Raw genomic sequence first — 23,370 nt, 5'->3', positions numbered from 1 at the left:
ACCGCGAAAAGTCGACTTGACGACCGCGCGGGAACGAAGTCTCGACACGGCTGCCGAGATCGCAGCCAGAACCTATCTCGACGCCCTCGGATGGGCCGTCGCATAGATCTCGCGGAGCTTCTCGACGGTCACCAGCGTGTAGATCTGGGTCGTCGTCACCGAGGCATGGCCGAGCAGCTCCTGCACGACGCGGACGTCGGCCCCGCCGTCCAGCAGGTGCGTCGCAAACGAGTGCCGCAGGGTGTGCGGTGACACGTCGACGGCGATGCCGGCCCGCTGAGCAGCCCGGGTCAGCACCGTCCAGGCACTCTGCCGCGAGAGCCGGCCGCCGCGAGCGTTGAGGAAGACCGCGGGCGTGCTCGCCTTGGCGGACACGAGGGCCGGACGCGACGCGGCCAGGTAGTCCAGCAAGGACTGCCGGGCGTACGAGCCGAGCGGCACGATGCGCTGCTTGCCGCCCTTGCCCCGCAGCAGCACGGTGGACTCCTCGAGGTCGAGGTCGTCGAGGTCCAGGCCGACGGCCTCGGAGATGCGGGCGCCCGTGCCGTAGAGCACTTCGAGCAGCGCCCGGTCGCGCGAGGACAGGGTCGTGCCGGGCGCACCGGCCGCGTCGAGGATCGCCTCGATGTCCGACAGCGGCAGAGCCTTGGGCAACCGCGATGCGGGACGTGGCGGCTTGATCGCGGCGGTGACGTCGGTCGAGACGATCTGCTCGCGCAGCAGGAACCGGTGCAGCCCTCGGACCGCGACGATCGTACGAGCCGCGCTCGCGGTGCCCAGCGAGACGTGGTCAGGGTCGCCCGTGCGGAGCGAACCGAGGAACGCGGCGATGTCGTTCTCGGTGATCGCGGCCGGATCCGTGAGCTCTCGCGCGTGCAGGAACTCGAGGTAGCGCCTCAAGTCGCGGCGGTAGGAGTGGAGCGTGTTGTCGGCAAGCCCGCGTTCGACGCTGAGATGGCTCAGGTAGTCCTGGACCGCCCGCTCCGCGTCGGTCGTCATCTGGTGCGCAACACCTGTGCGGCGAGGATCCCCGCGACCGTGAGCGAGTCCGTGATCCGGCCCGAGAGCACCGCGTCGACGGCGTCCTCGAACGGCAGCCACCACTGGGCCATGTCGGCCTCCTCGGCCTCGCGCTGCGTACGGTCGGCGTGCGGCACGGCCGACAGGTCGGTCGCCTGGAACACCTCCCACGCCTCGGTCGAGTAGCCCGGAGTGGCCAGCAGGTGCAGGATCGAGTCCCACTGCCCGGCCACGACATCGGCCTCCTCGGCGAGCTCACGGGCGGCCGCGTCGAGCGACGACTCCCCCGGTACGTCCAGCGTGCCGGCCGGCAGCTCGAACAGGCGACGGCCCACCGGGTGGCGATACTGCTCGACCAGCAGGATGCGGTCGTTCTCGTCGATCGCCAGCACGCCGATCGCGCCGTTGGGCTGCACGACGGCCCGCGGGTGCTCGCCGCCGGCCGGATCGACGATCGTGTCGACGCGCAGGCTGACGTACGGGCTCTCGTACTTGACCTCGGACGAGCTCACCGGCCACGACTGGTCGGAGTCCCCCAGCGAGTTGCCGCCGGCCAGCTCACCCGGCAGCCGAGGATGCTCAGTCACGCGTCCGCTTTCGCCTGCTCGTCGACCGGCAGTCGCATCTCGAGCTGGCGGGCCAAGGCGGCGCCGATCAGGCCCGAGAACAGCGGGTGCGGCCGGGTGGGACGCGAACGCAGCTCGGGATGTGCCTGGGTCGCGACGTAGTAGGGGTGCACCTCACGCGGCAGCTCGACGAACTCGACCAGGTTGGCATCCGGCGACGTCCCGCTGAACACGAGGCCGGCCGCCTCGAGCTTGGCCCGGTACGAGTTGTTGACCTCGTAGCGGTGGCGGTGGCGCTCCTCGATCTTGTCAGCGCCGTAGAGCTCGGCGACGATGCTGCCGGCCTGCAGCTGCGCCGGGTAGAGACCCAGGCGCATCGTGCCCCCGAGGTCACCCGCACCGTCGACGATCTCGAGCTGCTCGGCCATCGTCGCGATGACCGGGTTGGGTGTCTGCGGGTCGAACTCCGAGGAGCTGGCGCCCTCGATGCCGGCGACGTTGCGGGCGTACTCGATGACCATGCACTGCAGGCCGAGGCACAGGCCCAGGACCGGGATGCCCCGCTCACGGGCGTACGTCAGCGCGCCGAGCTTGCCCTCGATGCCACGGATGCCGAAGCCGCCGGGCACACAGATGCCGTCGACGTCGTGCAGGTTCTGGGCGGCGCCGGCAGGCGACTCGCACTCGTCCGACGGGACCCACCGCAGGTGGATCCGCGCATCGTGCGCGAACCCGCCGGCGCGCAGCGCCTCACCGACCGACAGGTACGCATCGGGCAGGTCGACGTACTTGCCGACCAGCGCGATCGTGATCTCCTCTGCGGGCTGGTGCACGCGTCGGAGCAGGTCGTCCCACTGCGTCCAGTCGACGTCGCGGAACGGCAGGTCGAGGCGGCGCACGACGTACGCGTCGAGGCCCTGGCTGTGCAGGACCTTGGGGATGTCGTAGATCGACGGAGCGTCGCTCGCGGTGACGACGGCTTCCTCGTCGACGTCGCACATCAGCGAGATCTTGCGCTTCATGCTGGTCGGGATGTCCCGGTCGGCGCGGCACACGATCGCGTCCGGCTGGATGCCGATCGACCGCAGCGCGGCGACGGAGTGCTGCGTGGGCTTGGTCTTGAGCTCTGCCGACGGCCCGATGTAGGGCACGAGCGACACGTGCAGGAAGAACACGTTGCCGCGACCGACGTCGTGGCGCACCTGGCGCGCGGCCTCGAGGAACGGCAGGGACTCAATGTCGCCGACCGTGCCACCGATCTCGGTGATGACGACGTCGACGTCGGGGCCCGCCATGGCGCGGATGCGCGACTTGATCTCGTTGGTGATGTGCGGGATGACCTGGACGGTGTCGCCGAGGTAGTCGCCGCGGCGCTCCTTGGCGATGACCTCGGAGTAGACCTGGCCGGTCGTGACGTTGGCGGCGCCGGAGAGGTCGACGTCGAGGAACCGTTCGTAGTGGCCGACGTCGAGGTCGGTCTCGGCACCGTCGTCGGTCACGAAGACCTCGCCGTGCTGGAACGGGTTCATCGTCCCGGGGTCGACGTTGAGGTAGGGGTCGAGCTTCTGCATCGTGACGCGCAGACCCCGTGACTTGAGCAGCCGCCCGAGGGACGATGCGGTCAGACCCTTGCCGAGCGAGGAGGCAACCCCGCCGGTGACGAAAACATGCTTGGTAACCGCGTTACCTGCCAAGGTGACTCCCGTGGTCGAATGCTGATGTCGAGCGCTCTGGATGCCGAATGGCATCAGGCCTCCACGGGATTCCAGCCTACCAACACAAACCGGGTTGAGCCCAACGACACACCTGTCGGCTGGCCCACACGAGGTCGCTAGCTGGCCGGCACGGCTCCACTGCCGCTGCGGGAGGTGCCCCACGCACCGGGCTGGCCGTCCGCCTGCGCCGCCGCGACCAGTGCGGTCACGACCCGGCCGGCAGCCGTGTCGGTCACGTCGACCGTCGACACCTCGGTGGCGAAATCACTGTCACGTACGGCCTTGACCGCGCCGCCATCGGTGCTCGAGGACGACGGTCCCGCGACGACGACACCCTTGCCGTTGCCGTTGAGCGCTCCGGCGAGGGCGGCGATGACGCCGCTCTGGTCGGAGCCGCTGGCGCGCTCGGGCCCGGTGACCAGCACCGCGAGCGTGGCGACCTTGGCCGGCGCCTTGGTCAGCGAGATGAGCTTGCCCTCGGAGAACGCCGAGCGGATCGTGCCGGCGGTCTGGTCCGGCGCTATTGCCTTGTCGGCCAGCAACGCGCGACCGAGCGCCGAGCCGATGCGTCCGTAGCTGTCGCCGGCCGCGCTCACTCCGGGCACGTCGTCCGCGGACTGTTGGGCCACGCCCTCGGCGAACTGGCGCCCCGACGCGTCCAGAAGCTTGCTCGTCAGGCCGACCTCGCCGGTGACATCGGCGCCGGCTGCCTCGAGATTGGCGGTCACGCCCTTCGTCTCGGCCGCGCTGGTGCCGGGCACCGTGAGCACGACGATCGTCTGACCCTTGAGCTTGTCCTTGAGCAGTGCGCCCGACGTACGCCCGGCATAACCCGACTCGAAGGCGGCCACGCCCGGATCGGCGGCCTGCTGGTTGGTGGTGTCGTCGCCGCGCAGCGAGTCGCCGGTGTCATCCAGCGGGCCTGAGCCCAGCGCAACCCCGGCCGCCAGCGCGATCAGTGTCGCGGCGAGCGAGACGAGGTGGAAGCGGAAGTTGATCACGAGAAGAGTCCTTTGATCCAGGTTCCGAGATCGGCAAGGCGATCCCCGAGAGAGTCGAACCAGTCGTTGCCGACGGGGGTCACAGCGATCGCGACCGCGACGGCTGCGACGCCTGCGGCGAGGAGCAGCAGCACCGGCCACATGGCGAAGCGCTGCGAGGTGAAGTGGTTGACCGCCTTGGCGTCGACGATCTTGGAGCCGGCCCGCAGGCGGGCGACGAACATCCGCGCCACCTCCGACGGCGGTCGCTCGAGGAACTTCGAGAGCGTCGCGGGTGCGCCGACGTGCACGATGACGGCGGCCTCGTTGGTGTCGGCGAGCACGATCGCGAGGTCGTCGTCGGCTCCTGTCGACACGAACGTCACGACCTCCTTGCCGTGGCGCTCCAGCCGCTCTGGAGTGTCGACCGTGCCGGACGACGTCGTCACCACGACCTCCCCGGCCGCCCGGATGGCCGCATCCGAGAGGTTGTCGAGGTGGCCGACCACGATCGCCGGGACATAGCCGGCCTTGAGCAGGACGTCGGCGCCGGCACCGGCGCCGATCAGCACCGGGTCGTCATCGCGGATGTAGCGGCGCAGGCCCCGCAGGTCCGCCTCGTCGTCGTACGCCTTGGAGACCACGACGACCGCCCGGCCGCGCAGCTTGGTGCGGATCCGTGGCACCCGGGCGCCGTCCAGCAGCATGGTCTGCTCACGCTGGATGTGGTCGGTGGCGTTGGCGGCCAGCGAGTCCAGCCTGGTCGCCAGGCCCGACTCGGCGTCGGCCAGCGCCGTTGCGGTGCGGGACTCGTCGAGCTCGGTGCCGGCCACCACGAGGATCTCGTCGCGGAGGATCTTGCCGTCCTCGATCCGCACCCGCTCGCCGTTCTTGAGCTTCGACCAGACCGCGTCGCTGGCGATGTCGACGAGCAGGATGCCGGCGTGCGACAACATCTGCGGTCCGACATTGGGCACGCGGCCGCTGCTCGACCGGGCCGCGTTGAGCACGGCCCGTACGCGGCGATCGATGAGTTCCTGGGCTTGGCGGGAGTCGAGCTCGGGGTGGTCGACGACTGCGATGTCGCCCTCGCGCAGCGACGCAACATCGCTGTCGCGCCGGGCGAACCGGACCGTGCCGACGACCCCCGTCACCTCGGGTGAACTGGGTCTCTTGTGCTTCCTGATGGCCATCGCCGCCCATGTTTCCCGCTGAGGCGGATCGATTTGCGCGCTCCCCCGGCGTGTCGTGCAAAAGACACCTTCTCAGCCGGAACTCAGGTCATCCGCGTGCCAGCTCCAGCAGCTCTCGGGCATGGGCCTGCGCGGTCGCCGAGTCCTCCTGACCGGCCAGCATGCGAGCCAGCTCGTCGACCCGGCTGTGCTCGTCGAGCTCGAGGACTGAGCTGCTCGTGACGGTGCCGTCGTCGTCCTTGGAGACGACGAAGTGGTGATCCGCGAACGCCGCGACCTGCGGCAGGTGCGTCACGGCGATGACCTGCGCGTGCTCAGCCAACCTGGACAGCCGGCGACCGACCTCGACCGCCGCCTTGCCGCCGATGCCGGCGTCGACCTCGTCGAACACCAGGGTCGGCACGGTCGTGCGGTCTGCCAGCACGACCTCGAGGGCCAGCATCAAGCGGGACAGCTCGCCTCCGCTGGCGCCCTTGTGGAGGGGGCGCAGCCCGGTGCCACTGTTGGCGGCGAACAGGAACTCGACGTCGTCGATGCCGTGCGGTCCCGGTACGGCATCCGTGTTGGCGGTGACCTGGACCTCGAGGCGTGCCGACGGCATCGACAGCTGCGCGATCTCCTCGTCGACCAGCCCCGACAGCCGCGCGGCCGCTTCGGCGCGGATCGCCGACATCTCCTGCGCCAGCCGCGTCACCTCGGGGATGAGCTGGGCCTGCTCGGCCTCGAGCGCCGCCACGGACTCGTCGTCGTTGCCCAGCTCGCTCAGCCGTGCCGCGCTCTTGTCGGCCCACGCCAGGACGTCATCGAGGGTGGGGCCGTACTTGCGTTGCAGTCCGGACAGCGCCGCCCGGCGCTCCTGCAGCTCGGCCAGGCGTTCGGGATCCAGCTCGACGCCCGCGGAGTAAGCGCCCAGCTCGGCGCCGACGTCGTCGAGCAGGATGCCGAGCTCGAGGACCCGTTCGGCCAGAGCGTCGAGGGCCGGGTCGTGGCCGGCGGCCTCCCGCAGCGCCGTCGAGGCTTCGGCCACCTGTGTGCGGGCCGCATCGAGGTCGCCCTCGCCGACGAGCGAGCGGTGGGCCTGGTCTGCTGCGCGGGCCAGGGACTCGGAGTGGGCGAGCCGACTCTCCTCGACCTTGAGGTGCTCGTCCTCGCCCGCCTGTGGCTCGACCTCGTTGATCTCGTCGAGCCCGAACTGCAGGACGTCGAGCTCTCGGGCGCGCTCCTGGGCATGCGTGCGCAGCTCCTCGAGCGTACGTTCCACCGTGCGCCACCGGGCGAACGCCGGCGCGTACGCCTCAGCGGCGGCAGTGAATGCCCTGCCGGCGAACCGGTCGAGGGCGGCCCGTTGCTCCGCAGCGCGCAGGAGCCGGTGCTGGTCCGACTGGCCGTGCACGGCGACGAGCTCGTCCGTCACGTCGGCGAGCAGCGCGGCAGGCACCATCGCTCCCCCGGCGATGGCGCGCGACCGGCCCTGGGCGGACAGCACGCGGCCGAGGATCACCACGTCGTCGTCGATCCGGCCGCCGGCATCCTCGACGGCAGCGGTCGCCGCAGCACCCGCCGGGACGCCGATGCTGGCCTCGACGCGGGCCTGGTCAGCCCCCCGGCGTACGAGTCCGAGGTCGGCGCGATCGCCGCGCAGGAGCCCCAGGGCGGTCACCACCATGGTCTTGCCGGCACCGGTCTCGCCGGTGATCACGGTGAATCCGTCGGACAGCTCGAGCTCAGCGGAGTCGATGACGCCCAGCGACGAGAGTCGCAGGTGCTGCCACATCAGACATCACCCCTCATCCGGCGCTCAGCGGAGCCGCGCCAGCCCGCGACGGGCAGGTCGAACTTGCGTACGAGCCGGTCGGCGAACGAGGCGATCTGCAGCCGCGCCAGTCGTACGGGCGTCTTGCCCCGGACCACCTCGACACGCGCACCGACAGGGAGGTCGGCTGCGCGCCGGCCGTCGCACCACAGGACGCCGGTCGACACCTCACCGACGACCTCGATCGCCAGCGTCGAGTCCGGCGACACCACGAGGGGGCGGGCGAACAGGGCGTGCGCGCTGATCGGCACCATCAGCAGCGCCGACACCTCGGGCCACACGATGGGGCCACCGGCGCTGAAGTTGTAGGCCGTCGAACCGGTCGGCGTCGCACACACCACGCCGTCGCAGCCCCAACGGGACACCGGGCGGCCATCGATCTCGACGACGATCTCGAGCATGCGCTCGCGTGCGGCCTTCTCGACCGAGGCCTCGTTGAGCGCCCAGTTGGTCGCGACGACCTCGCCGCCCACCGAGACCGAGACGTCGACCGTCAGGCGCTCCTCGACGGTGTAGGTGCCGTCGACGACGCCGCGCACCACGTCGTGGAGGTCCTCGACATCGGCCTCGGCAAGGAAGCCGACGTGTCCCAGGTTGACCCCCAGGACGGGCGTGTCGGTGCCCCGGCACATCTCGGCGGCTCGCAGGATCGTGCCGTCGCCTCCGAACACGACCGCGAGCTCGCAGCCGTCCGCCGCTCCGGGACCGGCCTCGATCACACCGGGATCCTCCAGGCCGGCCGCCCGGAGCGTCTCCAGCTCGGCGTCAAGGACGCAGATCTCGACGCCCTCTGCCCTCAGGTCGGCAGCGAACGCGGTGGCGACCTTGCTCGCCTCCTCGCGGGCGACGTGGACGATCAGCAGAACCCGTCGAGTCATGCGCCCTCACCCGTCGTGTCGAGAGGACCAGCCGCGACGACTGCACGTGCTGCGTCCTCATGGGGCGGGTCGGCGTCGCTGCGCAACCAGCAGAAGTATTCGACGTTGCCGGCGGGACCGGGCAGCGGACTCGGCGCCAGGGCCTTGGTGCCCCAGCCCAGCTCGTACGCCGACAGGCACACACGCTGCACGGCGTCTGCGTGCAGCGCCGGATCGCGCACCACGCCGTTCTTGCCGAGGTTGCTCTTGCCCACCTCGAACTGCGGCTTGATCATCAGCACGATGTCACCTCCGCCTTCTGGGCTGCTCGGCTCGCACACCCTCGTCAGGGCAGGCATGACCACCGTAAGCGAGATGAACGACAGATCCGAGACGATCAGCTCGACCGGACCTCCGATGTCGTCGGCCTCCAGGTGGCGCACGTTCGTACGATCGAACACCACCACCCGCTCGTCGGACTGCAGCGCCCAGACCAGCTGGCCGTACCCCACGTCGACCGCACACACCTGCCGCGCTCCCCTGCGCAGCAGGACATCGGTGAATCCGCCTGTCGAGGCGCCCGCGTCGAGACAACGTTTGCCCTCAACCGACAGGCCCATCGGCTCGAACACCGAGAGGGCCCCGAGAAGCTTGTGCGCGCCGCGAGAGGCGTACGTCGGCTCGGTGCTCGCCTTGACGACGATCGCCTGGTCGGTCGTCACCCCGGTCGCGGCCTTGGTGGCGACCGATCCCGCGACCTTGACCTGACCGTCCTCGATCAGCGTCCCAGCGTGCTCCCGCGAACGGGCCAGACCTCGGCGTACGAGCTCGGCGTCCAGCCGCAGCCGACGAGTCATGCGGACCTCACGCGCTCTCGGGGATGTCCCCGTCGCGGCCGGCGTTGGCAAGCGACTCGCGCAGCACCCGGTGGATCGCGTCGAACTCCTCAGGATGCGCGGTGATCTCGAGGCCGTCGAGTCGATCCAGTCGTTCGAGTGCCGCGTCGATGTCGGCATGGCCCGTCGACTGGACCGTCTCTCCCGCCAGCTCGTCGACCGGCTCGTCGTGGGTCTCGTCAGGGACGTCGGTCCCTGAGCTTGTCGAAGGGTCGCTCATGCCTTCAGTGTCCCATCAAGCGTCACGGACTCGTCGGAGCGATCACGCACCGACCACGCGAGTCCAACGACAGCACGCAGGGCGTCGGTGCTTCGCGGGTCGCCACCCTCCACGCTGACGACACCGTCACGCACCAGTGCCGTCGCAGACCCGCATCGAGACCGGTCCGCGTCGTACTCGACCTCGAGGTGAGTCTCGTTGAGTCCAGCGAGGTCGGCCGACACGAAGGTGGGCCGGTGCTCCGGCCCCGCATCCAGGATCTCCTGCAACGTGCTGACCCCCGTCAGGACCGCAAGGCTGTCGGTGCCGGCATTGATCGCGCCGTCGATGTCGGTGTCGAGCCGGTCGCCCACCATGAGCGGGTTCTTGCCACCGACTCGCTCCATGGTCTCGTCGAACAGTGCCTTCTCCGGCTTGCCGGCAACGATCGGCGACGCTCCCGTCGCATTGCGGATGGCCTGCACCAGCGAGCCGTTCCCCGGCGCGATGCCGCGCGCGGTCGGGATCGTGAGGTCGGTGTTGCTGGCGAACCACGGGAGCCCTGCCTGAATCGCGAACGAGGCCTCGGACAGCTGACGCCAGCCCACATCCGGATGAAAGCCCTGAACGACAGCGACCGGCCCGTCGTCCAGGCTCGCCACGCAGCGCAGCCCGCGCTCCTCGAGTGGTGATCGCAGGCCTTCGCCGCCCACGAGGAGCACTGGCGAGCCAGCGGGCACGGCATCCGCGACCAGATGTGCCACCGCCTGCGCCGACGTCACCACGTCGCCGTCGCTCACGTCGGGCATCGCGAGCTCCCGAAGATGCTCAGCGACGTCGTGCGCAGTCCTCGCGGCGTTGTTCGTGATGTACGCCAGTCGCATCCCGTTGGCCTGCGCCGCCTTGAGCGCGTCGGCAGCACCAGGGACGGCGTCCGGGCCGACGTAGACGACGCCGTCGAGATCCAGCATTGCCAGGTCGTAGCGTGCGCTGAGCGCCTGCGTCGTCGAGCCCAGGCCGGTGGCGCTCAGTGTCATGCCCCCGAGGCTACCGCCGGCGCCGTGACCTTCCGGCAGGAGTCGACGTCCACGGACACGAAGCTGATGGCGCCGCGGGTGAAGCGTCGACGCAGCTCGCCGGTCACCTCGACCTCGGTGCCTGCCTCGAGGCGACCCACCGTGCGGCGCATCGAGGCGCTCCACGCGGAGCACTCGATCGTGTCGACGACCTGCTTGGAGCGTCGCCGCGCGGCGGCACTGCGCCGGACGACCAGGCGGAACGAGACGACCTCGTCGCCGCTGGGAAGGACTCGGGTCTCGGGGTCCGCCGACACCCGGCCCACAAGATGTACTCGATTGTTGTCATCAGTCATGACATGACAATGCCCTCCACCAAGGGCAGAGGGCATTGTTCAGGGCGTGCGTTGTGGACGACGACGCGTGAGGTTCAGGCCTGTGGACGCTTGTCGAGCTCGGCCAGTCGCTCCTCGGCGTCGGTCTGCCCGTTGCCGTCGACAGCGACCGTGCGGTGGAACCACTCGATCGCCTCGTCACGGCGCCCGGCATCCAGCAGTGCGTCGGCGTACGCATAACGGAGACGCGGCACCCAGTCCGAACGCCCCTTGGTGTGCAGCGGCTCGGTCTCGAGCAGCCGCACCGCGGCGTCGTACTGCTTCTGGTCCCGGCGTGCGCCCGCCACGACGATCGACAGCTCGATCTGGCCGGCATCGTCGAGCTGGCCCCGGATCTCCGGGGTGTCGTAGGCGATCGCCTTGTCAGGACGCTTCAGAGCGCGCTCACAGTCCGCCATCATCGGCGCGTAGAGGTAGCCACCGGTCATCCGGCGAGCAGCGCGGAACTCCGACAACGCCTCGGCGAACTTGCCGGCGGCGTACGCCGTCTCACCGCACGCCTCACGAACCAGCCCGGTACGCGTTGCCCGTGCCTTGGCAGCAAGCGCGTGCAGGTGCGCGGTCTCGGGATCCTCGGCGATCAGCAGTCCGGCCATCACGAGGTGACGCGCGACCTTGTCGGCGAGCTTCTCGGGAAGGCTCTGCAGCGCCTGGCGCGCGTGCTTGTCGAGATCCTTCGCGCTGACGTCGTCCGGGATCGGCGGTCCGTCATAGATCTTCTGGGCAGCCGTGCGGTCGCCCTCCTCCTGGCGGCGATCGCGACGGGCCTCGTAGGGCTTGCCGTCGCGGCGCGGCGTCGTGGGCTTGCTGTCGCGTCGATCGGTGGGCTTGCCATCACGGCGTACGGGATCCCCGCTGCCACGACGGTCACGACCCTGTCCGCCAGGCTTGCCGCCTCGGGCACCACCACTGCCGGCTCCACGGCCAGCAGGCTTCCCGCCGTCACGGCGGGGGTTTCTCGACTCTGCCATGAGTCGTTCCTTCCATCAAAATGTTGCGTAAATGCAGCAAGGCCGCTCCCGAAGGAGCGGCCTCGCGCTAAAGATTGTCCGGCGACGTCCTACTCTCCCACACAGTCTCCCGTGCAGTACCATCGGCGCTGAAAGGCTTAACTTCCGGGTTCGGAATGTAACCGGGTGTTTCCCTTTCGCCATGGTCGCCGAAACTCTATTGAGATATCAATCAAAACCTTGGAGCTCTCATGAAGAGAGCTTTTCCGGTTCCCGAACATATCTCGGGAACCTCACAGTGGACGCGGTAGATCTTTGTAAGAAACAAGCCCTCGGCCTATTAGTACCGGTCGGCTCCATGCATTGCTGCACTTCCACCTCCGGCCTATCAACCCAGTGGTCTGCTGGGGGCCTTACCTGGTAAACCAGTGGGAAACCTCATCTTGAAACACGCTTCCCGCTTAGATGCTTTCAGCGGTTATCGCTTCCGAACGTAGCTAACCAGCAGTGCTCCTGGCGGAACAACTGGCACACCAGAGGTTCGTCCATCCCGGTCCTCTCGTACTAGGGACAGATTTTCTCAAGTTTCCTACGCGCGCGGCGGATAGGGACCGAACTGTCTCACGACGTTCTAAACCCAGCTCGCGTGCCGCTTTAATGGGCGAACAGCCCAACCCTTGGGACCTGCTACGGCCCCAGGATGCGACGAGCCGACATCGAGGTGCCAAACCATCCCGTCGATATGGACTCTTGGGGAAGATCAGCCTGTTATCCCCGGGGTACCTTTTATCCGTTGAGCGACGCCGCTTCCACTTGCCAGCGCCGGATCACTAGTTCCGACTTTCGTCCCTGCTCGAGCTGTCACTCTCACAGTCAAGCTCCCTTGTGCACTTACACTCGAAACCTGATTGCCAACCAGGCTGAGGGAACCTTTGAGCGCCTCCGTTACATTTTAGGAGGCAACCGCCCCAGTTAAACTACCCATCAGGCACTGTCCCTGATCCAGATAATGGACCTAGGTTAGATATCTAGTACAGCCAGAGTGGTATTTCAACGATGACTCCACCTGAACTGGCGTCCAAGCTTCACAGTCTCCCACCTATCCTACACAAACTGAACCAAACACCAATACCAAACTATAGTAAAGGTCCCGGGGTCTTTCCGTCCTGCCGCGCGTAACGAGCATCTTTACTCGTAGTGCAATTTCGCCGAGTCCATGGTTGAGACAGCGCCCAAGTCGTTACTCCATTCGTGCAGGTCGGAACTTACCCGACAAGGAATTTCGCTACCTTAGGATGGTTATAGTTACCACCGCCGTTTACTGGGGCTTAAGTTCTGTGCTTCGCTTGCGCTGACACGTCCCCTTAACCTTCCAGCACCGGGCAGGAGTCAGTCCGTATACGGCGTCTTTCGACTTAGCACGGACCTGTGTTTTTAGTAAACAGTCGCTTGGGCCTGGTCTCTGCGGCCTTCAACGCTTCTCGGAGCAAGTCCGATAACGCATCCGGCCCCCCTTCTCCCGAAGTTACGGGGGCATTTTGCCGAGTTCCTTAACCATGGTTCACTCGATCACCTTAGTATTCTCTACCTGACCACCTGAGTCGGTTTGGGGTACGGGCGGCTCTAGATCTCGCTAGATGCTTTTCTCGGCAGCATAGGATCACTCACTTCGACTAAAACGTCTCCCCATCAGATCTCAGGCATGTGAATGGCGGATTTGCCTACCATTCGCCCTACGTCCTTAGCCCGGGACAACCATCGCCCGGGATGAGCTACCTTCCTGCGTCACACCATTGCTTGCCTACTACCAGATCGGGTCGTGCGCAGCGCCGGCTTCGCTCCGAAGAGTCCCGCCAGTTTTGGGCACTTAGCATTTCTGGGTTCGGCATGGGCGATCTAATGCCGGTACGGGAATATCAGCCCGTTGTCCATCGACTACGCCTGTCGGCCTCGCCTTAGGTCCCGACTTACCCAGGGAAGATTAGCTTGACCCTGGAACCCTTGGTCATTCGGTGGAGGAGTTTCTCACTCCTCATTCGCTACTCATGCCTGCATTCTCACTCGTGTAGCCTCCACGGCTGGATCACTCCGCCGCTTCGCTGGCCACACGACGCTCCCCTACCGATCCATGCGCCTGGACCACGAAGGCCTGGCTATTGCATGAATCCCATAGCTTCGGTGGATAACTTGAGCCCCGCTAAATTGTCGGCGCGGAATTACTTGACCAGTGAGCTATTACGCACTCTTTCAAGGGTGGCTGCTTCTAAGCCAACCTCCTGGTTGTCTCTGCGACTCCACATCCTTTTCCACTTAGTTATCGCTTTGGGACCTTAGCTGATGGTCTGGGCTGTTTCCCTCTCGACAATGGAGCTTATCCCCCACTGTCTCACTGCTGCGCTCTCACTTACCGGCATTCGGAGTTTGGCTGAGTTCAGTAAGCTTGTAGGCCCCCTAGCCCATCCAGTGCTCTACCTCCGGCAAGAAACACGCAACGCTGCACCTAAATGCATTTCGGGGAGAACCAGCTATCACGGAGTTTGATTGGCCTTTCACCCCTATCCACAGGTCATCCCCCCAGTTTTTAACCTAGGTGGGTTCGGTCCTCCACGCGGTCTTACCCGCGCTTCAACCTGCCCATGGATAGATCACTCCGCTTCGGGTCTAGATCCTGCAACTATGGTCGCCCTATTCGGACTCGCTTTCGCTACGGCTACGGCTCGACGCCTTAACCTCGCTACAGAACGCTAACTCGCAGGCTCATTCTTCAAAAGGCACGCTGTCACCCTTCACAAGGAAGAGCTCCAACGGATTGTATGCACATGGTTTCAGGTACTATTTCACTCCCCTCCCGGGGTACTTTTCACCTTTCCCTCACGGTACTAGTCCGCTATCGGTCATCGAGGAGTATTTAGGCTTAACGGGTGGTCCCGCTAGATTCACACCGAATTTCAGGGGTTCGGTGTTACTTGGGATGACACAAAAGAGCCATGAGCTTACGTGTACGGGGCTATCACCCTCTATGGCGCAACTTTCCAGTTGGCTTTCACTTCACTCATGGTTTATGACTCTTTGTCTGCTCGGCAGAACAGACCATGTGGTCCCACAACACCCCAGTGACAACGCCTGCCGGCTATCACATCACTGAGGTTTAGCCTGATCCGGTTTCGCTCGCCACTACTACCGGAATCACTTTTGTTTTCTCTTCCTGTGGGTACTGAGATGTTTCACTTCCCCACGTTCCCTCCTACTGTCCTATGTGTTCAGACAGAGGTACCTGGACTTTACTCCAGGTGGGTTTCCCCATTCGGACATCCCCGGATCACAGGTCGGTTGTCACCTTCCCGGGGCTTTTCGCAGACTCCAACGTCCTTCATCGGCTCTCGATGCCAAGGCATCCACCATGTGCACTTAGTAGCTTGTTGTTACTACAAAGATGCTCGCGTCCACTGTGAAGTTCTCAAAATACGTTCGGTCCCACATAAAGATCCCGCGCCTACCAGATGTCCCTGACGGGTGAACCTGGTGGTTCGTGGGGGTATGTGGTCCGAGGTCTCAACTCTTACGAGCTGATCCCTCAGGACCCAACAGTGTGCCTGAGTTGGTAACTACGTTCCAGCGAGGTTCCACTCCCCAAGGGGAAGTACTGACGCTGTTGGCCGTTACCAAGCCAAATAATCGACGATCCACTAGTGAGCTGAGTTGCGTACAGACATTCGCCGTACAAACAACTCAATGGACAACCAGGCTTGCGCCGGCTGCCAAATGCTCCTTAGAAAGGAGGTGATCCAGCCGCACCTTCCGGTACGGCTACCTTGTTACGACTTCGTCCCAATCGCCAGCCCCACCTTCGACAGCTCCCTCCGTAAACGGTTGGGCCACTGGCTTCGGGTGTTGCCGACTTTCATGACGTGACGGGCGGTGTGTACAAGGCCCGGGAACGTATTCACCGCAGCGTTGCTGATCTGCGATTACTAGCGACTCCGACTTCATGGGGTCGAGTTGCAGACCCCAATCCGAACTGAGACCGGCTTTTTGGGATTCGCTCCACCTTGCGGTTTCGCAGCCCTTTGTACCGGCCATTGTAGCATGCTTGAAGCCCTGGACATAAGGGGCATGAAGACTTGACGTCATCCCCACCTTCCTCCGAGTTGACCCCGGCAGTCTCCTATGAGTCCCCACCATTACGTGCTGGCAACATAGGACGAGGGTTGCGCTCGTTGCGGGACTTAACCCAACATCTCACGACACGAGCTGACGACAGCCATGCACCACCTGTATACCGACCAAAAGGGGGCTACATCTCTGCAGCTTTCCGGTATATGTCAAACCCAGGTAAGGTTCTTCGCGTTGCATCGAATTAATCAGCATGCTCCGCCGCTTGTGCGGGCCCCCGTCAATTCCTTTGAGTTTTAGCCTTGCGGCCGTACTCCCCAGGCGGGGCGCTTAATGCGTTAGCTGCGGCACGGAGACCGTGGAAGGTCCCCACACCTAGCGCCCAACGTTTACGGCATGGACTACCAGGGTATCTAATCCTGTTCGCTCCCCATGCTTTCGCTCCTCAGCGTCAGGTAATGCCCAGAGAACCGCCTTCGCCACCGGTGTTCCTCCTGATATCTGCGCATTCCACCGCTACACCAGGAATTCCGTTCTCCCCTGCATACCTCTAGTCTGCCCGTATCGGAAGCACGCTCAGGGTTGAGCCCTGAGTTTTCACTCCCGACGCGACAAACCGCCTACGAGCCCTTTACGCCCAATAATTCCGGACAACGCTCGGACCCTACGTATTACCGCGGCTGCTGGCACGTAGTTGGCCGGTCCTTCTTCTGCAGGTACCGTCACTTTCGCTTCGTCCCTGCTGAAAGAGGTTTACAACCCGAAGGCCGTCATCCCTCACGCGGCGTTGCTGGATCAGGCTTTCGCCCATTGTCCAATATTCCCCACTGCTGCCTCCCGTAGGAGTCTGGGCCGTGTCTCAGTCCCAGTGTGGCCGGTCACCCTCTCAGGCCGGCTACCCGTCAATGCCTTGGTGAGCCATTACCTCACCAACAAGCTGATAGGCCGCGAGCTCATCCTTCTCCGCCGGAGCTTTCCACCTCAGAACATGTGATCCGAGGTCATATTCGGCATTAGCCATCGTTTCCAATGGTTATTCCGATGAGAAGGGCAGATTGCTCACGTGTTACTCACCCGTTCGCCGCTCGTGTACTCCCGAAGGAGCCTTACCGCTCGACTTGCATGTGTTAAGCACGCCGCCAGCGTTCGTCCTGAGCCAGGATCAAACTCTCCGTTGAAGCAGCTAAAGCGCTGCCAAACTTCAGTTCGACTCTGACAAACTATTTGCTGACAAATAAATTGTCGGAATTGATTTCCATCAAGGTCGGCGAGCCTAAGCTCTCCGATGGTCTCGACGGGGTACTACTAATTAATCTCGTCGACTTTTGGCACACTGTTGAGTTCTCAAGGATCAGACGCTCACCTCGGCTTCGACCTCGCGGTCTCTGCCTTGGGGCAACTCGTCTAACTTACACGGCTCGTTTTCACCGGTCAAACCGGGTCGGTCACCATGTTCAGCTTCGTTGTCCGCGGTCCGTCTCCGGGCGCCTGAGGCGCCGTGCCGTCGACCGTTTCGGTTGAGCTGGTTGGAAGCTCCGAGTGACCGGCCTTTCGGCCTTTCGCTCCGCCGTGCTGTCCAACAAGAAGAACATTACGGGGGCGTTTCCCGCTTCGTCAAATCGGGTCCGTATGGTCCACGTCACATGGTTCCGAGCCCCTGAAATGACGGGGTTCAGGACACCGACACGCCCGAGATCGACCGCTTTCCTTTGCGCAGGACCGCCCACTTGCCGTGCAGGAGGCGCTCAGAGGTGAGCTCGAGATCGGGGTCGGAGACGCGTTCGTTGTTGACGTACGCTCCCCCGTCGGCCACCGCTCGACGTGCTGCGGACTTGCTCTCGGCGAGGCCGGCGGCCACGAAGGCGTCGACGACATTGGGTCGGTCCGCCAACAGGAGGTCGACGGCGCCGGCTTCGCGCAGGGCGGCCGCGAGCGTCGGCTCCGACAGCTCGGCGAGCTCGGCCCGCCCGAACAGGGCGCGCGAGGCCAGTTCCGCCGCCGCCGTCTCCTCCGGGCCGTGCACGATCGTCGTGACCTCGGCAGCGAGCCGCCGTTGGGCGGCGCGCAGCCCGGGCTTCTCGACGTGCTCGGCCTCGATCGCGCTGATCTCGTCGAGATCGAGGAACGTGAACTGGCGGAGGTACTCGATGACCTTGGAGTCCTCGGCCTGGATCCAGGACTGGTAGAAGGCGTACGGACTCGTGAGACCTGGGTCGAGCCACACCGTGCCGGACTCGGTCTTGCCGAACTTGGTGCCGTCCGCCTTGGTGATCAACGGCGTCGCCATGGCGTGGACCTTGTCGCCGTCTGCTCGCCTGATCAGCTCGACGCCGGCAGTGATGTTGCCCCACTGGTCGCTGCCGCCGGTCTGCAGGACGCACCCGTGGCGTCGATGCAGCTCGAGGTAGTCGAGGGACTGCAGCAGGACGTAGCTGAACTCGGTGTAGCTGATGCCGGACTCGAGACGGTTGCTGACGACGTCGCGGGCCAGCATGCGGTTGACCGGGAAATGCTTTCCGATGTCGCGGAGGTAGTCGATCGTGCTGAGGCCGGCGGTCCAGTCGAGGTTGTTGACGACCGTCGCGCCGTTGTCGCCACCGAACTCGACGAAGCGCGAGACCTGCTCACGGATGTTGTCGACCCACTCGCCGACGGTCTCCTTGGTGTTCATGACCCGCTCGCCGGCTTCCTTCGGATCACCGATCAGGCCCGTTGACCCGCCGACGAGCATCAACGGCTTGTGGCCGGCGAGCTGCAGCCTGCGAGCCGTGAGGATCTGCAGGAGATTGCCGATGTGCAGGCTCGGGGCTGTCGGGTCGAACCCCACGTAGTAGGTGATCGGCCCCGCTGACAGCACCGCGCGCAAGGCGTCGCGGTCCGTCGAGTGCGCGATGAGTCCTCGCGCGTCGAGGTCGTCGAGTACGTGGGTCACTGGCCAGTCCTTAAGGTCGGGGATGCACCGCGACTTTAGCGCGGCACTCCCCCGTCTCCTCTAAGGCTTGACAGCGACGACAGGCACTGCCGAGTCGAGCAGGATCTGCTGCGCGACGCTGCCCATCAGGATCTTGCCGACCGGGCTGCGCGGGCGTACGCCGATCACCACGAGGGATGCGCCGGCCTGCTCGGCCTCGAACAGGACGGTGCCGGCGATGTTCTCACCCTCGACCTGCCGCAGCTCGTAGGTCACGTTGTCCTTGGCGAGAGCCTCGGTGACGTCCTGGAGGTGACGACCCTTGGCATGACCGGTGTCGAGGCGGGGCTCGACCCGGTGGACGTTGATGATGATGAGCGAGTCATCCGTGGCGCGCGCTTGCGCGGCAGCCCACTCGAGGGCGGCCCGTCCGAACTCGTCGGGCCGGTATGCGACAGCAATTGTCATGACATGAGCGTAGCGGTGCGAGATGCCCCGTGGCGAACGGAATATCTGCCGCGAACCATGGCGTTGCACACGTCGTGAACGAGACAGTCAAGGTAGACATCTGGTCAGACATCGCGTGCCCGTGGTGCTTCGTCGGCAAGCGCCGGTTCGAGACCGCAGCGGCCGAGTTCGCCGAAGGCGGTGGATCGATCGAGGTCGAGTACCACTCCTTCGAGCTGGCCCCGGACACACCGGTCGACTTCGAGGGCACCGAGGTCGACTTCCTGGTCGGCCACAAGCGCATGCCGGCCGCGCAGGTCGAGTCGATGCTGGCGCAGATGACCCAGCTCGCGAGCACCGAGGGCCTGTCGTACGACTTCGACGCGCTGCAGCACACCAACACCGTCAAGGCGCACGAGCTGCTGCACTACGCCAAGGCACAGGGCCGGCAGCTCGAGATGAAGGAACGGCTGCTCTCGGCGTACTTCGAGCAGGGCCGGCACGTGGGCCGGGTCGACGATCTCGCCGACCTCGCCGAGGAGATCGGGCTCGACCGGGCCGAGGTCGTCGACGCGTTGAAGTCCGAGCGGTTCCTCGCCGACGTGCAGGCGGACAAGGACCAGGCCATCGCGTACGGGATCAGCGGAGTGCCCTTCTTCGTGATCGACGGCAAGTTCGGTGTGTCAGGCGCTCAGGACCCGTCGGTGTTCGTCGACGTGCTGCAGAAGGCGGCGTCGGGCGAATGATCGGGCCTCTGGAGATGGTGGGCGCAGACACCGCCCCCGTGTGCGAGGACGGCGTCTGCGAGATTCCCTCCACCGAGTCTGTCGACGAGGACTAGACGCCGGATCCGTCGGGCTTGACCGCCAGCACGGGGCAGGTCGCGTCCAGGATGATCCGCTGGGCGACGCTGCCGAGCAGCAGCTTGCCGACCGGCGACCGGGGGCGTACGCCGACGACGATCAGGCTCGCCGATGACTCGGCGCTGACCTGGAGGACCGCTTCGGCGACGTCTCGGACGACGTCCTGGTGGATCTCCGTCTCGACGTCGAGCCGGCTGAGCTCGGCGCGCAGGGCTTCGATCTCCGCGTCGGCCGCGAGCCGCTTGTCGACGTACGCGTCGCCCTTGGTGTCGTTGACGACGATGAGCTTCTCGTCGCGCCGCGACGCCTCGGTGGCGCCGTACGCCAGAGCCGCCTTGCCGTACACATCTGCGCTGTATGCGACGACCACGCTCATGCCAGGACCTTCTTCTTCTGGTTGTTGTTGCGGAGGAGAGTGCGGACGCCGTTGCCCATGATGAACAGCAGCGCGCCGGCGATGATGACGTACACGATGACCGCGACGGGCTCGCTCCACAGCGTGCTGACCTTGCCCGAGGAGATCGCGAGAGCCTCGGTCAGCTGCGCCTCGAGCCTGGGGCCGAGGATCACGCCGATGATCAGCGGGAGCACCGGCAGCCCGAAGCGCCGCATCGCCAGGCCGAGCAGGCCGATGACGAGCAGGATCAGCAGGTCGAACCACTGGAAGTTGACGCTGTAGGCACCGAGCGAGGCGAAGAACAGGATGCCCGCGTAGAGGTACGGCCGCGGGATCTGCAACAGCTTGGCCCACACCGGTGCGAGCGGCAGGTTGAGCACCAACAGCAGCGTGTTGCCGATGAACAGGCTCGCCAGGAGCGTCCACACCAAGAGCGGCTGGCTGTCGAACAGGCCGGGACCGGTCTCGATGCCGTAGCTCTGGAACGCCAGCAGGATGACGGCTGCCGTCGCCGTGGTGGGCAGGCCCATCGCCAGCAGGGGCACGAGTGTGCCGGCTGCCGACGCGTTGTTGGCCGCCTCGGGTCCCGCCACGCCCTCGATCGCGCCGTGGCCGAACTCCTCGGGGTTCTTGGCGAGCTTGCGCTCCGTGATGTACGACAGGAATGTCGGGAGCTCAGCGCCGCCGGCGGGCAGGGCGCCGAACGGGAATCCGAACGCGGTGCCGCGCAACCACGGCTTCCACGAACGGCCCCAGTCGTCGCGGCTCATCCAGGGCTGCCCGACCGGGATGATGTCGAGCGGCCGGCGGCGCAGGTGGGACGCGACCCACAGCGCCTCGCCGATCGCGAAGATCGCGACCGCGACGACCACGATGTCGATGCCGTCGGCGAGCAGCGGGCTGCCGAACGTGAGGCGGGGCTGTCCCGTCGAGGTGCCGACCAGGCCGATCGCCAGCCCGATGAACAGCGCGGTGAACCCGCGCAGACGCGAGGTGCCGAGGACTGCGGTGACCGCGAAGAGGGCCAGGAGCAGGAGCGCGAAGTACGACGGTGCGCCCAGCTTGACGACCTCGGTGGCCAGCTTCGGGGCGAACAGCACGAGCAGCAGTGTGCCGATCGTGCCCGCGACGAAGGAACCGATCGCCGCGGTCGCGAGGGCTTGAGCCGCTCGGCCCGCCTTGGCCATCTTGTTGCCCTCGATCGCCGTCACGACCGAGGAGGACTCCCCCGGAGTGTTGAGCAGGATCGAGGTGGTCGACCCGCCGTACATGCCGCCGTAGTAGATGCCGGCGAACATGATCAGCGCGCTCGCAGGCTCGACGCTGTAGGTGATCGGCAGCAGGAGCGCGAGCGTCATCGCCGGGCCGATGCCGGGGAGCACGCCGACGGCGGTGCCGAGCAGCACGCCGATGCACGCGTAGAGCAGGTTGGTCGGGGTGAAGGCGTTCTCGAAGCCTTGCATCAACAGGTCGAACGATCCCATCAGAGCACTCCGTCCAGGACGCCGGCCGGGATCGCGAGACCCAGACCGGAGTAGAAGCCGTACCAGGACAGGACCGACAGCACGACGCCGATCGCGAGGGACCGGACGATCGAGCGGGCCCCGAGCACGTGCGCCGTGCCGGCGAACAGCAGTGCCCCGGTGATGGCCCAGCCGAGCCAGCTGATCAACGCGAAGTTGAGCGCGAAGACCACGACGAGCTTGCCGACCGTGACCCAGTCACTGCCCTTGGTGAGGTCGACGTCCTCGCCCTCCTCGGACTCGGCCACGTCACCCCGCGCCGTGGCGAGTGCCAGCAGGACCGCGAGGACGATCAGCCCCGCTCCGACGATGTACGGGAACGTGTAGGGCTGGACCGGCTGGTCCGCGAATCCCTTGTGCAGGGTGGTCGCGTCGTAGGTGACGTACGCACCGGCGATGCCGATCCCGGCGGCGAGGGCGTACTGGGCCCGGTCGACGACCCGGCCGTCACGGGGTGTTGCGGATGGTTGTTGTGTCGTGGTCATGCGAGTCCCAGCTCCTTGAGCGTCGAGGCGACGCGTTGGTCCTGTTCCTTCAAGAACGTGCCGAACTCATCACCGGTCGCGAACGCGTCGATCCAGCCGTTGCGCTTGAGCTCGGCCTGCCAGCCCTTGGTGGCGTGCATGTCGGTGAAGAGCTTGATGAGGTAGTCCCGGGTCTCATCGCTGATGCCGGGAGGCGCGAGGACGCCGCGCCAGTTCGTGAACACCATGTCGACGCCGGACTCCTTGAGGGTCGGCGCATCGACGTTGTCGAGGCGCTCGCCACCCGAGACCGCGAGCACCCGGAGCGAGCCGTCCTTGATCTGCCCCTCGAACTCGCTCGGCCCCGAGGTGCCGACATCGATTTTCTCCCCGAGGAGCGCCGTCGTCAGGGGGCCACCACCGTCGTACGGGATGTACTTGACGGCCTTGGGGTCGATGCCCACGGTCTTGGCCAGCTGCATCGGGAAGAGGTGGTCGGGGCCGCCCGGCGACGATCCGCCGCCGATCGTGACGCTCTTGGGGTCCTTCTTCCACGCCGCCATCAGGTCCTCGACCGTCTTGTACGGCGAGTCCTTGGGCACGATGAGCGCCTCTTGGTCCTCGATCAGCCGGGCGATCGGCGTCGCCTTGGAGACGCGGGCGTTCGACTCGTTGGTGTAGACCGCGCCCACGACGCCAAGCCCCATCGTCATGACGACGTCGTTGGCGCCCTTGGCGTTGAGCAGTCGCTGCATCGCGACGGTCCCGCTCGCGCCGAGCACATTCGTGATCTCGAACCGCCCGGCGAGGTCCGCGTCCTCCAGGACGTGCGTGGCGGCGCGGCCCGTGAGGTCGTACCCACCGCCGGGGCTGTTGGGGATCCACATCTGGAGCCGGCGGTGGCCCTCGTCGTCTGTCCCGCGGGTGACGCCGCAGCTCGCCAGCACCATCGCTGCGGCGACTGCGAGGATGACACCCGCGAGCCTTGCGTGGACACGTCGTCTCGACGTCATGGAACCTCCTGTGGTCGACCCCGAGCATGGCCCCCACGT

At 65.9% G+C, this 23,370-nt stretch carries 19 protein-coding genes and 3 rRNA genes; 1 reads left to right on the top strand and 21 read right to left on the bottom strand.

The features are described from left to right. Positions 1-72 precede the first annotated feature (72 nt). The 17 genes from xerD to BOSE46_RS11295 all read right to left on the bottom strand — a co-directional run bounded on the left by xerD (position 73) and on the right by BOSE46_RS11295 (position 19,092). On the bottom strand, positions 73-999 hold the full coding sequence (gene xerD, locus BOSE46_RS11375; RefSeq protein ID WP_159540350.1) for a site-specific tyrosine recombinase XerD: 927 nt from the start codon (positions 997-999) through the stop codon (positions 73-75). Continuing rightward, the gene (locus BOSE46_RS11370) at positions 996-1,607 is read right to left on the bottom strand and encodes an NUDIX domain-containing protein (RefSeq protein ID WP_159540349.1); all 612 of its coding nucleotides are present in this window, start codon (positions 1,605-1,607) and stop codon (positions 996-998) included. Before BOSE46_RS11370 ends, xerD begins: the two co-directional genes overlap by 4 nt. Continuing rightward, positions 1,604-3,280, bottom strand: a complete 1,677-nt coding sequence (locus BOSE46_RS11365; RefSeq protein ID WP_236551727.1) for a CTP synthase — start codon at positions 3,278-3,280, stop codon at positions 1,604-1,606. The genes BOSE46_RS11370 and BOSE46_RS11365 overlap by 4 nt, the downstream gene beginning before the upstream one ends. A gap of 137 nt (positions 3,281-3,417) precedes the next feature. Beyond that, positions 3,418-4,302, bottom strand: coding sequence for a copper transporter (locus BOSE46_RS11360; RefSeq protein ID WP_159540347.1), 885 nt, complete (start codon positions 4,300-4,302; stop codon positions 3,418-3,420). Further along, complete coding sequence (steA, locus tag BOSE46_RS11355; protein ID WP_159540346.1) at positions 4,299-5,435, bottom strand: putative cytokinetic ring protein SteA; 1,137 nt, start codon at positions 5,433-5,435, stop codon at positions 4,299-4,301. The genes BOSE46_RS11360 and steA overlap by 4 nt, the downstream gene beginning before the upstream one ends. A gap of 127 nt (positions 5,436-5,562) precedes the next feature. Beyond that, complete coding sequence (gene recN / locus BOSE46_RS11350; RefSeq protein WP_159540345.1) at positions 5,563-7,248, bottom strand: DNA repair protein RecN; 1,686 nt, start codon at positions 7,246-7,248, stop codon at positions 5,563-5,565. Beyond that, complete coding sequence (locus tag BOSE46_RS11345) at positions 7,248-8,165, bottom strand: NAD kinase (protein ID WP_159540344.1); 918 nt, start codon at positions 8,163-8,165, stop codon at positions 7,248-7,250. The genes recN and BOSE46_RS11345 overlap by 1 nt, the downstream gene beginning before the upstream one ends. Then, on the bottom strand, positions 8,162-9,001 hold the full coding sequence (locus tag BOSE46_RS11340) for a TlyA family RNA methyltransferase (RefSeq protein WP_159540343.1): 840 nt from the start codon (positions 8,999-9,001) through the stop codon (positions 8,162-8,164). Before BOSE46_RS11340 ends, BOSE46_RS11345 begins: the two co-directional genes overlap by 4 nt. Positions 9,002-9,008: 7 nt before the next feature. Beyond that, positions 9,009-9,260: a hypothetical protein gene (locus BOSE46_RS11335; RefSeq protein WP_159540342.1), complete on the bottom strand. Its 252-nt coding sequence runs from the start codon at positions 9,258-9,260 to the stop codon at positions 9,009-9,011. Next, entirely contained in the window at positions 9,257-10,276 is a 1,020-nt protein-coding gene (locus tag BOSE46_RS11330) for an HAD-IIA family hydrolase (protein WP_159540341.1), read from the bottom strand. The genes BOSE46_RS11335 and BOSE46_RS11330 overlap by 4 nt, the downstream gene beginning before the upstream one ends. Then, complete coding sequence (locus tag BOSE46_RS11325) at positions 10,273-10,611, bottom strand: single-stranded DNA-binding protein (RefSeq protein WP_159540340.1); 339 nt, start codon at positions 10,609-10,611, stop codon at positions 10,273-10,275. Before BOSE46_RS11325 ends, BOSE46_RS11330 begins: the two co-directional genes overlap by 4 nt. Positions 10,612-10,685: 74 nt before the next feature. Then, a complete protein-coding gene (locus BOSE46_RS11320; RefSeq protein ID WP_159540339.1) occupies positions 10,686-11,621 on the bottom strand; it encodes a tetratricopeptide repeat protein in 936 nt (311 codons plus the stop codon). Between the two features lie 76 nt (positions 11,622-11,697). Then, positions 11,698-11,814 (bottom strand): 5S ribosomal RNA (gene rrf / locus BOSE46_RS11315). Positions 11,815-11,920: 106 nt separating this feature from the next. Next, positions 11,921-15,022 (bottom strand): 23S ribosomal RNA (locus tag BOSE46_RS11310). Between the two features lie 351 nt (positions 15,023-15,373). After that, positions 15,374-16,891, bottom strand: a 16S ribosomal RNA gene (locus BOSE46_RS11305). Together the 16S, 23S and 5S rRNA genes form the textbook arrangement of a ribosomal RNA operon. Positions 16,892-17,385: 494 nt before the next feature. After that, on the bottom strand, positions 17,386-18,645 hold the full coding sequence (gene tyrS / locus BOSE46_RS11300; RefSeq protein WP_159540338.1) for a tyrosine--tRNA ligase: 1,260 nt from the start codon (positions 18,643-18,645) through the stop codon (positions 17,386-17,388). Positions 18,646-18,705: 60 nt separating this feature from the next. After that, positions 18,706-19,092 (bottom strand): universal stress protein, encoded by a 387-nt coding sequence (locus tag BOSE46_RS11295; RefSeq protein ID WP_159540337.1) that lies wholly within the window; start codon positions 19,090-19,092, stop codon positions 18,706-18,708. 74 nt (positions 19,093-19,166) lie between these two features. On the opposite strand from BOSE46_RS11295, the gene BOSE46_RS11290 reads away from it, so the two are divergent. Further along, positions 19,167-19,817 carry a DsbA family protein gene (locus BOSE46_RS11290; protein ID WP_159540336.1) on the top strand — a complete coding sequence of 217 codons (651 nt, stop codon included), beginning with the start codon at positions 19,167-19,169 and terminating at the stop codon, positions 19,815-19,817. Between the two features lie 91 nt (positions 19,818-19,908). Here BOSE46_RS11290 and BOSE46_RS11285 read toward each other — a convergent pair whose 3' ends face one another. Genes BOSE46_RS11285 through BOSE46_RS11270 form a run of 4 tightly spaced genes read right to left on the bottom strand, consistent with a single transcriptional unit; the run spans position 19,909 to position 23,331 of the window. Further along, positions 19,909-20,310, bottom strand: a complete 402-nt coding sequence (locus BOSE46_RS11285) for a universal stress protein (RefSeq protein WP_159540335.1) — start codon at positions 20,308-20,310, stop codon at positions 19,909-19,911. Further along, entirely contained in the window at positions 20,307-21,815 is a 1,509-nt protein-coding gene (locus BOSE46_RS11280; protein ID WP_159540334.1) for a tripartite tricarboxylate transporter permease, read from the bottom strand. Before BOSE46_RS11280 ends, BOSE46_RS11285 begins: the two co-directional genes overlap by 4 nt. Further along, the gene (locus BOSE46_RS11275) at positions 21,815-22,339 is read right to left on the bottom strand and encodes a tripartite tricarboxylate transporter TctB family protein (protein ID WP_159540333.1); all 525 of its coding nucleotides are present in this window, start codon (positions 22,337-22,339) and stop codon (positions 21,815-21,817) included. The genes BOSE46_RS11280 and BOSE46_RS11275 overlap by 1 nt, the downstream gene beginning before the upstream one ends. Beyond that, entirely contained in the window at positions 22,336-23,331 is a 996-nt protein-coding gene (locus BOSE46_RS11270) for a tripartite tricarboxylate transporter substrate binding protein (protein WP_159540332.1), read from the bottom strand. Before BOSE46_RS11270 ends, BOSE46_RS11275 begins: the two co-directional genes overlap by 4 nt. Between the last annotated feature and the right edge of the window lie 39 nt (positions 23,332-23,370).

The sequence above is a fragment of the Aeromicrobium sp. 9AM genome (assembly GCF_902506105.1).
Classification (GTDB): Bacteria; Actinomycetota; Actinomycetes; order Propionibacteriales; family Nocardioidaceae; genus Aeromicrobium.
This window is presented reverse-complemented; position numbering and strand designations above follow the sequence as displayed.

Coding starts and splice junctions, on each gene's coding strand:
- xerD (WP_159540350.1), bottom strand. CDS start 999: ATGACGACCGACGCGGAGCGGGCGGTCCAGGACTACCTGAGCCATCTC.
- recN (WP_159540345.1), bottom strand. CDS start 7,248: ATGTGGCAGCACCTGCGACTCTCGTCGCTGGGCGTCATCGACTCCGCT.
- BOSE46_RS11345 (WP_159540344.1), bottom strand. CDS start 8,165: ATGACTCGACGGGTTCTGCTGATCGTCCACGTCGCCCGCGAGGAGGCG.
- BOSE46_RS11340 (WP_159540343.1), bottom strand. CDS start 9,001: ATGACTCGTCGGCTGCGGCTGGACGCCGAGCTCGTACGCCGAGGTCTG.
- BOSE46_RS11335 (WP_159540342.1), bottom strand. CDS start 9,260: ATGAGCGACCCTTCGACAAGCTCAGGGACCGACGTCCCTGACGAGACC.
- BOSE46_RS11330 (WP_159540341.1), bottom strand. CDS start 10,276: ATGACACTGAGCGCCACCGGCCTGGGCTCGACGACGCAGGCGCTCAGC.
- BOSE46_RS11325 (WP_159540340.1), bottom strand. CDS start 10,611: ATGACTGATGACAACAATCGAGTACATCTTGTGGGCCGGGTGTCGGCG.
- BOSE46_RS11320 (WP_159540339.1), bottom strand. CDS start 11,621: ATGGCAGAGTCGAGAAACCCCCGCCGTGACGGCGGGAAGCCTGCTGGC.
- BOSE46_RS11295 (WP_159540337.1), bottom strand. CDS start 19,092: ATGACAATTGCTGTCGCATACCGGCCCGACGAGTTCGGACGGGCCGCC.
- BOSE46_RS11285 (WP_159540335.1), bottom strand. CDS start 20,310: ATGAGCGTGGTCGTCGCATACAGCGCAGATGTGTACGGCAAGGCGGCT.
- BOSE46_RS11280 (WP_159540334.1), bottom strand. CDS start 21,815: ATGGGATCGTTCGACCTGTTGATGCAAGGCTTCGAGAACGCCTTCACC.
- BOSE46_RS11275 (WP_159540333.1), bottom strand. CDS start 22,339: ATGACCACGACACAACAACCATCCGCAACACCCCGTGACGGCCGGGTC.
- BOSE46_RS11270 (WP_159540332.1), bottom strand. CDS start 23,331: ATGACGTCGAGACGACGTGTCCACGCAAGGCTCGCGGGTGTCATCCTC.